At 42.8% G+C, this 14640-nt stretch carries 13 protein-coding genes and 1 pseudogene; 4 read left to right on the top strand and 10 right to left on the bottom strand.

Annotation, left to right across the window (positions count from 1 at the left end):
• Positions 1-51 precede the first annotated feature (51 nt).
• The 7 genes from tsf to BFP72_RS11130 all read right to left on the bottom strand — a co-directional run bounded on the left by tsf (position 52) and on the right by BFP72_RS11130 (position 5277).
• On the bottom strand, positions 52-882 hold the full coding sequence (tsf, locus tag BFP72_RS11100; protein ID WP_099599206.1) for a translation elongation factor Ts: 831 nt from the start codon (positions 880-882) through the stop codon (positions 52-54).
• A gap of 136 nt (positions 883-1018) precedes the next feature.
• Complete coding sequence (gene rpsB, locus BFP72_RS11105) at positions 1019-1777, bottom strand: 30S ribosomal protein S2 (RefSeq protein ID WP_099599207.1); 759 nt, start codon at positions 1775-1777, stop codon at positions 1019-1021.
• 33 nt (positions 1778-1810) lie between these two features.
• Positions 1811-2197 (bottom strand): 30S ribosomal protein S9, encoded by a 387-nt coding sequence (gene rpsI / locus BFP72_RS11110; RefSeq protein ID WP_099599208.1) that lies wholly within the window; start codon positions 2195-2197, stop codon positions 1811-1813.
• 5 nt (positions 2198-2202) lie between these two features.
• Positions 2203-2646 (bottom strand): 50S ribosomal protein L13, encoded by a 444-nt coding sequence (rplM, locus tag BFP72_RS11115; protein ID WP_099599209.1) that lies wholly within the window; start codon positions 2644-2646, stop codon positions 2203-2205.
• Positions 2647-2775: 129 nt separating this feature from the next.
• On the bottom strand, positions 2776-3492 hold the full coding sequence (locus tag BFP72_RS11120) for an RluA family pseudouridine synthase (protein WP_099600763.1): 717 nt from the start codon (positions 3490-3492) through the stop codon (positions 2776-2778).
• A gap of 45 nt (positions 3493-3537) precedes the next feature.
• A complete protein-coding gene (locus BFP72_RS11125) occupies positions 3538-4578 on the bottom strand; it encodes a cell wall metabolism sensor histidine kinase WalK (RefSeq protein WP_099599210.1) in 1041 nt (346 codons plus the stop codon).
• A 15-nt stretch (positions 4579-4593) separates the two neighbouring features.
• A complete protein-coding gene (locus tag BFP72_RS11130) occupies positions 4594-5277 on the bottom strand; it encodes a response regulator (protein ID WP_099599211.1) in 684 nt (227 codons plus the stop codon).
• A gap of 324 nt (positions 5278-5601) precedes the next feature.
• On the opposite strand from BFP72_RS11130, the gene recA reads away from it, so the two are divergent.
• Both recA and BFP72_RS11140 read left to right on the top strand, forming a co-directional pair.
• Positions 5602-6612: a recombinase RecA gene (recA, locus tag BFP72_RS11135; protein WP_099599212.1), complete on the top strand. Its 1011-nt coding sequence runs from the start codon at positions 5602-5604 to the stop codon at positions 6610-6612.
• Between the two features lie 172 nt (positions 6613-6784).
• A complete protein-coding gene (locus BFP72_RS11140; RefSeq protein WP_099599213.1) occupies positions 6785-9403 on the top strand; it encodes a valine--tRNA ligase in 2619 nt (872 codons plus the stop codon).
• A 103-nt stretch (positions 9404-9506) separates the two neighbouring features.
• Here the strand turns inward: BFP72_RS11140 and BFP72_RS11145 are convergent, their stop codons facing one another.
• From BFP72_RS11145 to BFP72_RS11155, 3 genes are read right to left on the bottom strand one after another with little or no spacing between them, the layout of a single operon-like run.
• A complete protein-coding gene (locus BFP72_RS11145) occupies positions 9507-10736 on the bottom strand; it encodes an alanine dehydrogenase (protein ID WP_185123726.1) in 1230 nt (409 codons plus the stop codon).
• Complete coding sequence (tsaE, locus tag BFP72_RS11150) at positions 10717-11151, bottom strand: tRNA (adenosine(37)-N6)-threonylcarbamoyltransferase complex ATPase subunit type 1 TsaE (RefSeq protein ID WP_099599214.1); 435 nt, start codon at positions 11149-11151, stop codon at positions 10717-10719. Before tsaE ends, BFP72_RS11145 begins: the two co-directional genes overlap by 20 nt.
• 5 nt (positions 11152-11156) lie before the next feature.
• Positions 11157-12713: a PglZ domain-containing protein gene (locus tag BFP72_RS11155; protein ID WP_099599215.1), complete on the bottom strand. Its 1557-nt coding sequence runs from the start codon at positions 12711-12713 to the stop codon at positions 11157-11159.
• 95 nt (positions 12714-12808) lie between these two features.
• Between BFP72_RS11155 and BFP72_RS11160 the strand changes: the two genes are divergently transcribed.
• The gene (locus BFP72_RS11160) at positions 12809-14071 is read left to right on the top strand and encodes an HD domain-containing protein (RefSeq protein ID WP_099599216.1); all 1263 of its coding nucleotides are present in this window, start codon (positions 12809-12811) and stop codon (positions 14069-14071) included.
• Positions 14072-14170: 99 nt separating this feature from the next.
• Positions 14171-14638 (top strand): annotated as a pseudogene (gene fabZ / locus BFP72_RS11165) (3-hydroxyacyl-ACP dehydratase FabZ); the annotation flags it as partial.
• Positions 14639-14640: the final 2 nt, after the last annotated feature.

Consider the following 14640-nt stretch of genomic DNA (forward strand, 5'->3'; position numbering starts at 1 on the left):
ATCTGTCAAAAGACAGACGGCTCAGTAACCAACTTCAATTATCCTAATGGATTAACCAATCGCGATTCTTTTGAATTCAACGACGGTCATTCCTTTGTTTACACCATCCAAGTACTGTGCAATTGACTGCTTGTTGTCTTTCACGAAGGCTTGAGCCAACAAGGTGTTCTCTTTGTAGAACTTGTTCAATTTACCCAAAGCAATCTTCTCCAACATAGCCTCTGGCTTGCCTTCTTGTCTTGCTTGATCCTTTCCAATCTCGATTTCCTTTTCTACGATGGTAGCGTCTACACCGTCTTTGTCAACTGCTACAGGGTTCATAGCAGCAATTTGCATCGCTACATCTCTACCCGCTTCAGTCACATCTACACCACCTGTATTTTTCAAGGATACCAACACACCCAATTTACTTCCTGCGTGCACGTAAGGTACGATTGCTTCGCCTTCCATCACTTCATAAGCGATTACATCCATCTTTTCACCGATTTTACCGATCATTTCGATGATACGATCGTTAAACGTCAAGTCTCCAGACTTCAATTCTTTCAAAGCAGCAGCATCTGCTGGTTTGTTTTCAAAAGCAGCTGTAGCTAGATCGTTACCCAAAGCCATGAACTCTTCGTTTTTCGCCACGAAATCAGTCTCACAAGAGAAAGCAACCACTACACCTGTAGTATTGTCAGCATTTGTTTTCACAAACACGACTCCTTCGTTGGTCTCTCTATCTGCTCTAGAGGCAGATACTTTTTGTCCCTTTTTTCTAAGCAATTCGATTGCCTTGTCAAAATCACCTTCAGCTTCAACCAAAGCCTTTTTACAATCCATCATACCCGCTCCAGTCATTTGACGCAGCTTGTTTACTTCTTGTGCAGTAATTGCCATTTCTAAATATAGTTTATGTTTTCTAACTTCTTTTCAAATACCCATCTCATTTTTCGGACGGGTTTAAACAAAAATTGAACCCCAAAATTATTGGGATTCAATTTTCATATATGGATACTATTTCAAAATAGTATGATTACTCTCCTTTTTCGTCAGCGGCTGCTTTAGCGGCTGCTGCCTCTTGCTCCTTAGCATCTTCCTTATCCTTCTTTCTTTCAGACAAAGCCTCTTCCACTTCTTTTCCAATGTGATTCATGATCAACTGGATAGACTTGAATGCGTCATCGTTAGCAGGAATTGGGAAATCCACCTGATTAGGATCAGAGTTAGTATCCACCATAGCGAATACAGGGATATTCAATTTTTGTGCTTCTTTTATTGCGATATGCTCTCTTTTGATGTCTACAACAAAAAGTGCTGCTGGCAATCTTGTCAAATCAGCGATACCTCCTAAGATTCTCTCCAATTTAACTTTTTCTCTGCTGATCATCAACTTCTCTCTCTTCGCCAAGTTTTTGAAAGCGTCATCTTTCAACATCTTGTCCATTGAAGACATCTTTTTCAACGATTTTCTGATCGTCGCAAAGTTGGTCAACATACCACCTAGCCATCTGTCAGTGACGTAAGGCATTCTTAATCTCTTAGCTTCTTCAGAAACGATTTCTCTCGCTTGCTTTTTGGTCGCAACGAACATTACTTTTCGTCCTGATTTCACTATCTGCTTGAGTGCATTTGATGCTTCTTCGAGGCAATCAAGCGTTTTATGTAGATCGATAATATGGATACCATTCTTCTCCATGAAGATGTATGGTGCCATTTTCGGATCCCACTTTCTCGTCAAGTGTCCGAAGTGGACACCAGCATCAAGTAAGTCTTTGTGCTCTAATTTGGCCATTAAAATTTACTTATATATAAAATACAATATTGATTAACGCTTGCTGAACTGGAATGCTCTTCTCGCCTTTCTTCTACCCGGCTTCTTACGCTCGACCATTCTAGGATCTCTCGTCATGAAACCTTCCTTCTTCAAAGGAGGTCTGTGTTCAGGATTGATTTCAACCAATGCTCTAGAGATAGCCAAACGAATTCCTTCTGCTTGACCTTTCATTCCTCCACCAGATACATTGATATTCATATCATAGTTTCCATCTTCGGCAACCAATACCAAAGGTTGCTTTACGATAGTTTGATAAATTTCAAAAGGGAAATACTCTTTCAAGTCCCTGTTGTTGATCTTAACATCGCCTTTGCCAGGTGTCATGTACAACCTAGCTACAGATGTTTTTCTTCTACCAATGGTGTTTATTACTTCCATTCAGATTAAAGTTTTATCTCTTTCGGAGTTTGCGCTTCGTGCTTGTGCTCAGCTCCTTCGTAAACGAACAAATTATTAAACAAGGCTCTTCCTAATCTATTTTTTGGAAGCATACCTCTTACGGCTCTCTCTACCAAGATAGTAGAAGACTTTGCCTTTACTTCGTTAGGAGTTTGAGTTCTCTGACCTCCAGGGAAGCCTGTGTGTGACACATACTGCTTGTCAGTCCACTTTTTTCCTGTAAGTTTTACCTTATCAGAGTTGACCACTATTACATTGTCACCACAATCTACGTTTGGCGTATAGCCCGGTTTGTGCTTACCTCTGATCATCTTAGCAACCTCACTTGCTAATCTTCCCAATACTTTTCCTTCAGCATCTACTACGACCCACTGCTTGTCAGCTGTGGCATTGTTCGTAATGGCTGTTTTATAACTTATTGAATCCACTGTTTTCTATGATTTTTATAGTCAAAATCCTACTCCCCCTCGAAAAGGGACACAAAAATAGAAATTTATTTTAGCAATAACAAAGCTGAAGTAAAAATAAGATTGCAGTTTTCAGAAATAATTACTACCTCAACCAAACTTCTCGATCTTCTTTAGGATCATGTCCAAGTCTTTGGGATAATCACACGCCACTTGAATGGTGTGCCCTTCCAGCGGACTAAGTGCTATCTGATAGGCATGCAATGCCACACGATCAAAAAGAGGTCTTTCTTCCCTTCCTTCCGAGATTTTATAGTTCTTTTTGATCGCAGAGAGGAAGACCGGCTCACCTCCATAATATTCATCTCCACAGATCGGAAAACCCAAATAGGCCAAATGTGCACGAATCTGATGACGTCTACCAGATACGGGTTTAGCTTCTACCAAAGTATAATTACCCATGTAGGCTTTGGGACGAAACAAAGTAGTCGCTTCTTTGCCTCGCTTCGAATCAATCTTGACCCGACCTGATCCTGCGATCCTCAATGGCATATCTACCTGTAGTGTCTCGTCTGCGAACTGCCCTTTGACCAAGGCATGATAGACCTTGTCGACTTCTCTCGCCTCAAACTGCAATGCTGCAGCACGATAAGCCTCTTCGTCCTTTGCCATCAACAACGCACCACTAGTCTCCTTGTCCAATCGATGACATACCGATACCCCAGGGTATATTTCCCGAAACATAGACAATATATTTCGGGCATCTGCTCGATCTTCGAGAGTAGATATCAAGGCCGGTTTATTGATGACCAAAAAACGATCATCTTCAAAACAAATTAGATCTAAAGGGTTAATATTCTTTGACACTTCTACTTTTTTGAGCAAAGTAAGCCAAAGAAAAGGAAAGGGTTACTATTGCGACTGATACTTATCCAATTCGAAACTGAAGACGGACCCCTCTCCTGGTGTGCTATCCACCTTGATCTCGCTACCATGAGCCTCTACGATATGTTTGACAATAGACAGCCCCAAACCTGTACCACCGATAGCTCTGGATCTACTCTTGTCCACTCGGTAAAAGCGCTCAAAAATGCGATTGAGATGTTCTAGCGGAATACCAATTCCATTGTCCTTGACGATGACAAGTTGCTTATCTCCTTGATCGACAAGCGACACTTCCACGATCCCGCCTTCATCCGAATATTTGATAGCATTAGTAACTAGATTGATCAACACTTGATGGATGCGCTGTGCATCTACGAGTACTTTGATCTCCTCTTCACGCGCATGATTCATCTTGAGCGTGATATGATGCTTATGAGCGTTGTTTTCCATCTGATCAAAGATCTCAAAGATCATTTCACAAAGATCGACTGGCTCTAGCTGCATCGTGATATCTCCCGCCTCCATATGCGACACTGTCAATAGGTCCTGCACAAGCATATCCAAGCCATCCAGATTTTTGGCCGCACGTTTGAGAAACTTCATTCGATTGTCCATATCATCAATCGCCCCATCGAGCAACGTATGTACAAACCCTTGAGCAGCAAAAATCGGAGTTTTGAGCTCATGCGATACATCTGCCAGAAACTGCCTCCTAAATTTGGCCAATTGCTTCAATTCTTCGATTTCATTCTCCTTGCCATGCGCATACGCATAGATTTCTTCATGAATCTGATTGAGTGAACTATGTCCGTATTTCTTGTTTCGCTCTAGTTTCGAAAGGTCATTAGAGCGAATCTGTTCAAACATATTGTAAATACTTCGGAGCTCTTTGAAAAACAAAAACTCAAGCACAATGTTGATCAATATATACCCTGTACCGAAAGAGATGAAAAACACCAACCAATAGGCATAATCAGGCACATCAGGTAGCAACATCAAACTGCCCAAAACAATAGCAGCGATACAGCCTGACAAAATAAGGGCGAGCCCTCTAGAATTCAATAACATAACTATGATTCACGATCACTCTGCGTCAAATTTATACCCTACCCCTTTGATGGTCGATATATAGCCTTCGCCGATCTTTTCTCTGACTTTTCGTACATGTACGTCGACTGTTCGAGCCAAAACGTACACATCTGTACCCCATATATTGTAAAGCAATTCGTCTCGGCTAAAGACCTTGCCCGGGTGTTGCGCCAAGAAATAAAGCAGCTCGAATTCCTTTTTCGGCAGGGAAAACTCCTCGTTATTTCTTTTGACAGTATAACTCTGCTTGTCGATATGCAAATCCCCTGCGGTGACTTTTTCTTCTTGATCAATTTCCTTTTTCGAACGTCTAAATATGGCATTGATCCGACTCATCAATGCCCGTGGCTTGATCGGTTTGGTCAGGTAATCATCCGCTCCGTTCTCAAACGCAGCTACCTCTGAGTATTCCTCTACCCGAGCTGTCAAAAAAATGATAAAACTATTGGACAATTCCTTGAACTCCCTCAGCTGACGACACGTCTCCACCCCATCTTGGCCTGGCATCATGATATCCAACAAAATCAAATCAGGGACAAATTCTTTTGCAATACCGACAGCCTCCATTCCATTTTCAGCGACTTCTACCTCAAACCCCTCCTTTTCCAAGTTGTATTTCAATAAATCCAAAATATCAACCTCATCATCTACTACCAGTATTTTCTTCTTTCCTGACATGATTTATTTAAATAAAAAACTATGTATTAATCCACGATTAAAAAACGCCCAAAACTTATGATTTTTCTTCAATTTGAATGACAAAATCCCAAGTAGTAACAAAATAGTAATATTAGGGAAATATAACTAGCGTATTTTAGTAGATAGCCTCAAAGCACTTCTAAAAAAACATAGTGCTAATTTTTTTAGTATTATGTTTTTAATATCAATCATCCGTATTATAATTGCTAAAATATTTACTCTTTCTACAAAAAAGAAATAACGAAGACAATAATCAGAATAGGCATAAATTGCAGGCCTATTCCGCAACATAAAGAAAACACCATGAGCGAAAACGCTGAAAAACTCAAAGCACTCCAACTGACACTAGACAAACTGGAGAAAACCTATGGCAAGGGCACAGTCATGAAACTGTCCGATGAAAGTGTAGTAGATATCCCGTCCATCCCTACGGGTTCTGTGAGTTTGGACATTGCCTTGGGGATTGGAGGCATCCCCAAAGGCAGAATTGTAGAAATCTATGGTCCAGAATCCTCTGGAAAAACTACACTCAGCATGCACTGTATCGCTGAAGCCCAAAAACAAGGAGGCATGGCAGCATTCATCGATGCAGAGCACGCATTTGACAAACACTATGCTGAAAAACTAGGTATTGACACTGAAAACCTACTCATCTCACAGCCAGACAATGGAGAACAAGCCCTAGAAATCGCAGAGCACCTAATTCGCTCAGGTGCTATTGACATCATCGTCATTGATTCTGTAGCTGCACTTGTCCCCAAAGCCGAACTCGAAGGTGAAATGGGAGATAGCAAAATGGGGCTACAGGCAAGACTAATGAGTCAAGCCTTAAGAAAGCTCACTGGCGCAATCAACAAAACAGGTTGTTCTTGTATTTTCATCAACCAGTTGAGAGAAAAAATCGGCGTGATGTTTGGCAACCCTGAGACGACCACAGGGGGTAATGCACTAAAGTTCTACGCCTCAGTCAGACTTGACATTCGACGCATTGGCCAGATCAAAGAAAGCGCAGACAACATCCTCGGAAACAGAACGCGTGTCAAAGTAGTCAAAAACAAAGTAGCTCCGCCATTCAAAGTCGTGGAGTTTGACATCATGTACGGCGAAGGAATATCCAAAGTAGGGGAAATCATCGATATAGGTGTAGAACTAAATATCGTCAACAAAGCAGGCTCGTGGTTCTCCTACAAAGGCAACAAGCTCGGACAAGGTCGGGACTCTGTCAAAAACATCCTATTGGACAATCCAGAGTTGATGGAAGAACTCGAACTCGCCATCAAGAACAAAATCGGTGGCAAAGTAGAAGAAGCATAAGATATTTATAACCACCACAAAAGAGCAAGGCCATCGTCTTGCTCTTTTTCTTTGGCCCTTTCAAAGCACGAAGGGACGATCTTTCCACGATCACACAATAAAGTACCGCTACCTCTCATATAGCACGCTAATTTTTATAATTTTGCGCTTGCAATTTTTTAACTAGGTAAGCATGTCAATATCTGCAAAATACGACCCTTCAGAGGTAGAAGGTAAGAGATACAAAGAGTGGTTGGACCGTGATTTTTTCAGTTCCAAACCAGATCCCAACAAAGAACCATACACCATACTCATCCCACCTCCCAACGTCACAGGTGTCCTGCACATGGGACACATGCTCAACAATACCATACAAGATGTACTCATCAGAAAGGCACGTATGGAAGGCAAAGAAGCCTGCTGGATCCCAGGCACCGATCATGCGTCTATCGCCACAGAAGCCAAAGTAGTCAACCTTCTCCGTGAAAAAGGCATTACCAAAGCAGACTTGACTCGTGAAGAGTTCCTTGCGCATGCATTTGAGTGGAAAGAAAAATACGGAGGCATCATCCTCAATCAACTCCAAAGACTTGGAGCTTCCTGCGATTGGGACAGGACCTTCTTCACCATGGATGAAAAAAACTCCAAGGCAGTAGTTGATGTATTCATCAGCTACTTCAAAAAAGGATACATCTACCGAGACTACAAAATGGTCAACTGGGATCCTCAAGCAAAAACCACCATCTCCAATGAGGAAGTCATCTACAAAGATGTAGATGCTGCCTTGTACTACGTAGAATATGCTGTAGAGGGAAGTGACGAAAAACTAACAATCGCCACAACAAGACCTGAAACAATACTAGGAGATACAGCCATATGTATCAACCCCAACGACGAACGCTACACCCACCTCAAAGGAAAGCGCGCCATCGTACCGATTGTCAACCGCAGTATTCCCATCATCGAAGACGAATATGTTGACATTGAGTTTGGAACAGGATGCCTCAAAGTCACCCCTGCACATGACACCAATGACTATGACCTAGGACAAAAACACAACTTAGAGACTATAGACATCCTCAACGATGACGCCACACTCAATGAGACAGCCCAATTCTTTGTCGGCCAATCACGCGAAGAAGCTCGAAAAAACATCTCCAAGCAACTCAAAGAGCAAGGCATTCTCATCAAAACCGAAAGCCTCAGACACAACGTCGGATTCTCAGAAAGAAACCCTGACACAGTCATCGAACCTAAACTATCTCTGCAGTGGTTCGTGGACATGCAAAAACTCGTAGGACCTGCCTTGGAAAACGTCATGAATGACAACATTCAGTTTTTTCCAGACAAATTTAAAAACACATACAAGCACTGGCTCGAAAACATCAAAGACTGGCCAATCTCACGACAGCTATGGTGGGGGCAACAAATCCCCGCATACTACTATGGCGAAGACGGAGTAGCTGTAGGCAAAACCAAGGAAGAAGCACTAGCCATGGCCATCCAGGACACAGGCGATACAAACCTGACTCTTGATGATCTCAAACAAGACGAAGATGTCGTAGACACATGGTTTAGCAGCGCTCTACTTCCAATATCTGTATTCGATGGGTTCGAAAATCCAGACAACGAAGAGTACAAATACTACTACCCTACGCAAGTACTCGTCACAGGGTGGGACATCATTTTCTTCTGGGTGGCTCGTATGATTCTCTCCGGGTACGAGTTCGGTCATGACAAACCTTTCGAAAAAGTATACTTTACAGGAATGGTGAGGGACCTCAAACGACGCAAAATGTCCAAATCACTCGGCAATTCTCCCGATGCCCTTGGTCTGATAGACCAGTATGGCGCTGACGGGGTTCGTGTTGGCATGTTGCTCAGCTCTGCCGCTGGAAACGACCTCTTGTTTGACGAAAAACTATGCGAACAAGGCAGAAACTTTGCCAATAAAATATGGAACGCATTTAGGCTCATCAAATCTTGGGAAATAGTAGACCAGCCTCAAGAAGCAAGCGCGACACTAGCCAACCAGTGGTTTGACAATCGCGTCAATCAAGTATTGATAGAACTGGATGATTTGTTTACAAAATTCAGATTATCTGAAGCATTGATGAGTACCTACAAGCTCATATGGGATGACTTTTGTTCATGGTACCTTGAATTGATCAAACCCGAGTATCAACAGCCCGTAGATCAACTGACCTATGACCAAGCAATCGGATACATCGAAAAACTGATGAGAATTCTTCACCCATTTATGCCCTTTTTGTCCGAAGAAATCTGGCACAACCTCAAGGATAGAGAAGACAAAGACTACCTCATCGTAGCAGAATGGCCAAAAGCAGAAAAAATAGATCAGGCCTACATCAAAAGTACAGCCTTCGCTTTTGAGGCGATCTCCAACATCCGCAACGTAAGAAATACTTATGGCATTTCACCAAAACAAGCCTTGGACCTGAAGGTCAAGTCAGAAGACTTTGTTGCTCTTGAGCCCTACTTTGCTGCGATCCAAAAGCTCGCCAATACGGCATCTATCGCTCAAACCAACGACAAAGAGGACAATGCGGAGAGCTTTATCATCGATAGAGACGAATATTTTGTCTTGCTCGGAGAGCATGCCAAAGCAGACGACCAAAAAGAAGAAGCGGAAGCAGAAATCAAACGCCTCAAAGGCTTCATCCTGGGTATTGACAAAAAATTGAGCAATGAGAAATTTGTCAACAATGCTCCTCAAGAAGTAGTAGCCATGGAGAAGAAAAAGAAAGAAGACGCAGAAGCTAAAATCGCCATGCTGGAGTCCAAGCTCTAAGTGAGTGCGCCGTTTCAAAACACGAAAGGCTGTTGGGAATCATACCAGCAGCCTTTTATATGGACATAAGGTCAACCACAACTTGAACACGCGATGACCTGTATCAAAAGCGAGCAGCCATCAGCAGATTCAAATCTTTGAATCTCAATCCAAACTTATTAGCCAAATGATAATTGGTCATGAACCCCTTATATGAATACACTCCTTTCATGAACCACTTGTTTTCAAAAATCATCTGATCTACCCCTCCATACGCTGCTATCCCATTGAGAATGGGTGTGAAAATATTACTCAATGCTTTGGTAGAGGTCCTTGGATACTTGGATGCTATATTGGGAACACAGTAGTGAATCACCCCGTGCTTGACAAAGACTGGTTTCTTCAAGTTGGTCGGAATGGATGTCTCTACACACCCTCCTTCATCAATACTCACATCGACAATGACGGCTCCATTTTTCATCCCCTTGACCATGTCCTCCGATATAATCTTTTTGAGCTGTCCTTTTTCACTTCGCACAGCACAGATCACCACATCTGCCTCGCAAAGAGCCTTCTTGAGTGCTACGGTATCGATGGTAGAAGTAAACACAGACGCAGACAAAATATGCTTCAATCGATGGAGTTTGTATAGATGCCTATCAAATATCTTGACAGAAGCCCCCAAAGCAATCGCTACGCGCGATGCATATTCAGTCACTGTCCCTGCACCGATGATCACCACATTGGTAGGTGGCACACCAGTGATTCCACCCAGTATGGCCCCTGCGCCATGTTGGTCAGCGGACATGTATTCTGCAGCAATCGACATGACCGAGACCCCTGCGATCTCACTCATTGCACGTACGATGGGTAGCCCTCCCACTTTATCCTCGATAAACTCATACCCTACTGCAATCGCCTTTTTTTGATTCAGCAAGTCCAGCCTACTCCTAATATCCTTTTCTTCCGCATGTATCGTCGAAATGATCGTTTGACGAGAGGTCATCCAGTCGATCTCCTTTGCTGTAGGGAACTCCACCTTGACAATCATTTCGGACTGAAACACCTCCTCCGCACCAGCAGCCAAGTTCGCTCCGGCCTCTGTATACTCTTGGTCCGAAAAATTAGCCGCTTCTCCAGTACCCGGTTCTATGATCACTTTGTGTCCTTGATCTGTGAGCGCACCTACCGCTTTAGGTGTGAGTGGCACGCGATTTTCATAAGTAGAATTTTCTTTGGGAATCCCAATATGCAATTGTTTCGAACTGCGTTTGATAGGCGCTAACTTCTCCTGTGGATACAGTTTAGATTCCTCTATTAGGGAGGAGACACTCTCACGAATTTGTTCCGTCATCTTTGCTCAGGCTGATTACTCGACTATTATCTGAAGTCAAGTTAATATTTATTTTCAGGTTTTTGGGTGGAATCAATGAGGGGATTTTCTCTGCCCATTCTATAAAACAATGCTGTCCCGAATAAAAATACTCATCACACCCGATATCCAAAGCCTCTTCCTCGTCGTTGAGCCGATAAAAATCAAAGTGATAAAACTCTCGCCCCATGGCGTCTTCATACACGTTGACCAATGAAAACGTAGGACTACTCGTCTCATCTACTATTCCCATCTGCTGACATACTGCCTTCACTAAGGTTGTCTTGCCAGCACCCATATCTCCTTCAAACAACCATACCTTATGATCGCCCGCATACTCGATGACAGACTTTGCCACTTGGGCTATGTCTTCTAGAGATTTCAACTCCAATTCCATCCTTTCTAGTTCTTTGGTTTTAAATGTATCAAGGGGACGATCATTTCTTCAAGCGAGATCCCGCCATGTTGAAAAGTGTCCTTGTAATAATTCACATAGTAGTTGTAATTGTTGGGATAAGCCAAAAAAGAATCCTTCTGTGCAAACACATACGAACTCGACACATTTGGCTTAGGCAAATGTAAGTCATCCGGATTTTTACAGATATATACCTCACTACTCTTCACATTGAGGTTTCGCCCCACTTTATAGCGCAAATTGGTATTGGTATTTTTATCTCCTACTATTTTGACTGGTCGCTTGACGCGAATCGTGCCGTGATCCGTCGTAATGACTACCTTCACCTTCTTCTCTGACAACATACGCAGTATCTCGAGCAGAGTAGAGTGGTTGAACCAAGACATGGTCAACGAACGGTAGGCGGACTCATCTGGAGCTAACTCGCGAATCATCTTCATGTCTGTCCGTGCATGTGACAGCACATCCACAAAGTTATAGACAATCATATTGAGGTCATTTGTCATCAAGTTATTGACATTATTGACCAGTTGCTTGCCTTGATTCTTTTGCAAAATCTTGTTGTACGAAATGGACGCTTTGATATTGTTTCGGTCTAGGTTTCTCTGGAGAAATTCCTTCTCATTATTATTCTTTCCTTCGTCCTCCTCTTCCCCTACCCATAGGTCAGCGTGCTTTTTAGCCATCTCATCCGGAAGCATCCCACTGAAAATGGCATTTCGAGCGTAAGCTGTAGTCGTAGGCAAAATCGAGTAAAAAGGCACTTCCCTTTCGATCGAGTAAAACTCAGAAATGACAGGTTCCATGAGGTTCCATTGATCATAGCGCAGGTTGTCTATGATAAACACGAATACGGGTTCGCCCTGTCCTATCAGGGGAAACACCTCCTCTTTCATCACCCGATGAGACAGCAGGGGCTTCTCCACATTAGGGTCATTGAGCCACGACTCGTAGGTATCCATCACGAAACTACCAAAACCGCTATTTGCTTCGTCTTTTTGCATGGTCAGAATCTCTGCCATGTCTTTCTCTTCGGTCTCATCGATTCGTAGCTCCCAGTACACCATCTTCTTGTAGACGTCTATCCACTCCTGGAAATCCAAATTTTCGTTGATATCCATGCTGATATTGCGAAACTCCTGTTGATAGCTCATATTGGTCTGCTCCGAAACCAAGCGTTTGTTGTCCAAGATTCGCTTGACCGAAAGCAAGATCTGATTGGGATTGAGAGGCTTGATCAAATAGTCTGCAATCTTAGCTCCAATTGCCTCCTCCATGATATGCTCTTCTTCACTCTTAGTGATCATCACCACAGGCAAACTGGGATAGTTTTCTTTGATTTGAGACAAAGTCTCCAATCCTGTCAATCCCGGCATGTTCTCATCCAAAAACACAATATCGAACACATCAGATGCCAAAGCATCCAAGGCATCCGACCCACTATTGACAGGAGTCACTTCATACCCTTTGTTGTTGAGAAAAATAATATGCGGTTTCAATAAATCGATTTCGTCATCAGCCCACAATATTTTGTTGTTACGCATAATATTTATTTAGATTTGATCCACTATTCAGCAGAAGGTAAAGAATTTCAAAATAAGAAAAATCGAGGCATACTACCTATTAATCCCAGTTCATTTTGACTACCAATAAAAACAAAATCATCAATGATCCAGTTTATGGTTTCATCACGATTCCCAACGACCTCATTTTTGAAGTAATCGAGCACCCCTATTTCCAGAGGCTCAGGAGAATCAAACAACTTGGACTGACCAATTTGGTATACCCTGGTGCACTACATACACGGTTTCACCATGCGATAGGTTCAATGTATCTGATGCAGCAGACCCTGCACAATCTCCGAGCCAAAGGTGTCGAAATATCCGACCATGAACTTGAAGGATCCCTGCTTGCCATTCTACTTCACGATATTGGACACGGGCCTTTTTCTCACACCCTGGAATTCAACCTCTTAGACTCCATCAAGCACGAAGACATCTCTTTACTTTTTTTTCAGAAAATAAACGAACAGTTTGGGGGAGCCCTTCAAATGGGCTTGGATATTTTTTCGGGCACCTACGAAAGAAATTTTTTCCACCAGTTGGTTTCGAGCCAGTTGGACATAGATCGACTGGACTATCTCAAGCGTGACAGCTACTTCACAGGAGTATCAGAAGGCAGCATTGGGTCCGAACGCATCATCAACATGATCAACGTAAGGCAGGACGAAATTGTCGTGGAAGAAAAGGGCATCTACAGCATCGAGAACTTCCTCAGTGCGCGACGGCTCATGTACTGGCAAGTCTATCTCCACAAAACCGCAGTGAGCGCAGAAGAAATGCTCATACAGCTAATCAAACGAGCCAAGCAATTGACTCATGCACAAGTAGAAGTGATTGCCACCCCTGCTCTCAAATTCTTCTTAGAACATGACATCACCAACCAAGACTTCAACAACGACCCACGACTGATCGAACGTTTTTCACTACTAGATGACAGTGACATTTGGGGTTCCATGAAATTTTGGTCCACACACTCCGATTTTGTCCTCTCTACACTCAGCAAAAACCTCTTGGATAGAAATATCTTTAAAATCATCTTAGACAACCACGCTCCAGAGGCATCCTTCGTACAGCAGATGAAGGACAAAATACAGCAGAGTACTGGCCTCAATGACGAAGAAACCTCCTTCTTCTCCAGTGCAGGCCAAATCAGCAATGCAGCCTACATCAATAGCGATCAAAAAATCAAAATACTAACCAAAAAAGGAGAACTGGTAGACATAGAAATTGCCACGGACCTACCCAACATCAAAGCCATGAGTAAAATAGTCACCAAGCATTATTTCTGTTGGGCACACACGGCTAATTTCCAAAAGCCAAGCTCCCACCGCATTTTTTAGGAGCTAAGCGATCGACTTTGGTAAAAAACACTAAATTTGCCGACTCAGAAAATATCTAGCCAAGTAAATAGAATGACAATGGAGAAAGAGACAACAGGTGTACCAGCTTATGATCCAAATTTACCCCCAGTATATGACATCAATCAAATTGCGCAAATACTGCCTCACAGATACCCCTTTCTGTTGATTGACAAGATTTACCATTTGGACGATATTCATGTAGCAGGCATCAAAAACGTCACTTTCAACGAACCGTTTTTTCAAGGACACTTCCCCAACAACCCTGTCATGCCAGGTGTACTTCAAATCGAAGCTATGGCACAGATCGGTGGTATTTTGGTACTCAATTCTGTACCAGATCCAGAAAACTACTGGACGTACTTCCTAGGTGTAGAGGGCTTCAAATTTAGAAAAATGGTCTTGCCAGGTGACACCTTGGACATCAAATGCGAATTGCTGCAGCCGATCAAAAGAGGTATTGCCAAAATGAAAGGCACCGCGCACGTCAACGGAAAGTTGGCCTCTGAAGGATCAATGACTGCCAGCATCGTAAGAAAAGACGCCTAAAC

The sequence above is a fragment of the Reichenbachiella sp. 5M10 genome (assembly GCF_002742335.1).
Taxonomy (GTDB): Bacteria; Bacteroidota; Bacteroidia; order Cytophagales; family Cyclobacteriaceae; genus Reichenbachiella.

Excerpts from the sequence above, each read along its gene's own strand:
- tsf (WP_099599206.1), bottom strand. The coding sequence starts at position 882 with ATGGCAATTACTGCACAAGAAGTAAACAAGCTGCGTCAAATGACTGGA.
- rpsB (WP_099599207.1), bottom strand. The coding sequence starts at position 1,777 with ATGGCCAAATTAGAGCACAAAGACTTACTTGATGCTGGTGTCCACTTC.
- rpsI (WP_099599208.1), bottom strand. The coding sequence starts at position 2,197 with ATGGAAGTAATAAACACCATTGGTAGAAGAAAAACATCTGTAGCTAGG.
- BFP72_RS11125 (WP_099599210.1), bottom strand. The coding sequence starts at position 4,578 with ATGTTATTGAATTCTAGAGGGCTCGCCCTTATTTTGTCAGGCTGTATC.
- BFP72_RS11130 (WP_099599211.1), bottom strand. The coding sequence starts at position 5,277 with ATGTCAGGAAAGAAGAAAATACTGGTAGTAGATGATGAGGTTGATATT.
- recA (WP_099599212.1), top strand. The coding sequence starts at position 5,602 with ATGAGCGAAAACGCTGAAAAACTCAAAGCACTCCAACTGACACTAGAC.
- BFP72_RS11140 (WP_099599213.1), top strand. The coding sequence starts at position 6,785 with ATGTCAATATCTGCAAAATACGACCCTTCAGAGGTAGAAGGTAAGAGA.
- BFP72_RS11145 (WP_185123726.1), bottom strand. The coding sequence starts at position 10,736 with ATGACGGAACAAATTCGTGAGAGTGTCTCCTCCCTAATAGAGGAATCT.
- tsaE (WP_099599214.1), bottom strand. The coding sequence starts at position 11,151 with ATGGAATTGGAGTTGAAATCTCTAGAAGACATAGCCCAAGTGGCAAAG.
- BFP72_RS11155 (WP_099599215.1), bottom strand. The coding sequence starts at position 12,713 with ATGCGTAACAACAAAATATTGTGGGCTGATGACGAAATCGATTTATTG.